At 64.2% G+C, this 597-nt stretch carries 1 protein-coding gene; it reads right to left on the bottom strand.

What is annotated here, in order from left to right:
- Positions 1 to 597: PQQ-binding-like beta-propeller repeat protein (locus tag MKK60_RS16530; RefSeq protein ID WP_409567416.1), on the bottom strand; the 597-nt coding region annotated here is incomplete at both ends.

Genomic DNA, 597 nt, shown 5'->3' with positions numbered 1-597 from the left:
AACTTGTACAGTTCCTTACCCGTCTTGGAGTCGACGGCCTTCAGGTAGCCTTCGAGCGTGCCGTAGAAGACAACGTCGCCGGCGGTGGCGAGGGCGCCCGACCAGACCGAGAACTGCTTCGCGTTCGACCACTTCATCTTACCCTCGACGCCGTCCCAGGCGATGAAGTTACCCCTGCCGCCATGGCTGTTCGGCGCGGGGTACATCGACAGGGTCGTACCGACGTAGGGCTGGCCCGGGGTGTAGGTCACCCGGAACGGCTCGTAGTCCATGCAGACGTGGTTGGTGGGCACGTAGAACAGGTTGGTCTTCGGCGAGAACGCAGCAGGCTGCTGGTCCTTGGTGCCGAGGGCCGCCGGGCAGATACCCTTGGAGTTGGTATCCTCGCCGTTCTGCTCGGTGGAGTACTTGGCCTGGACGAGGGGGCGACCGTAGGTCTTGGAGCCCTTGTCCATGTCGACCTTGGAGGCCCAGTTGACGACCGGGTCGAACTTCTCGGCGACGAGGAGCTCGCCGGTGGCGCGGTTGAGGGTGTAGCCGAAGCCGTTGCGGTCGAAGTGGGTCAGCAGCGGGGTCTCCTTGCCGCCGACCTTCTGA

Source organism: Methylobacterium sp. J-092 (genome assembly GCF_022829325.1).
Taxonomy (GTDB): Bacteria; Pseudomonadota; Alphaproteobacteria; order Rhizobiales; family Beijerinckiaceae; genus Methylobacterium.
This window is presented reverse-complemented; position numbering and strand designations above follow the sequence as displayed.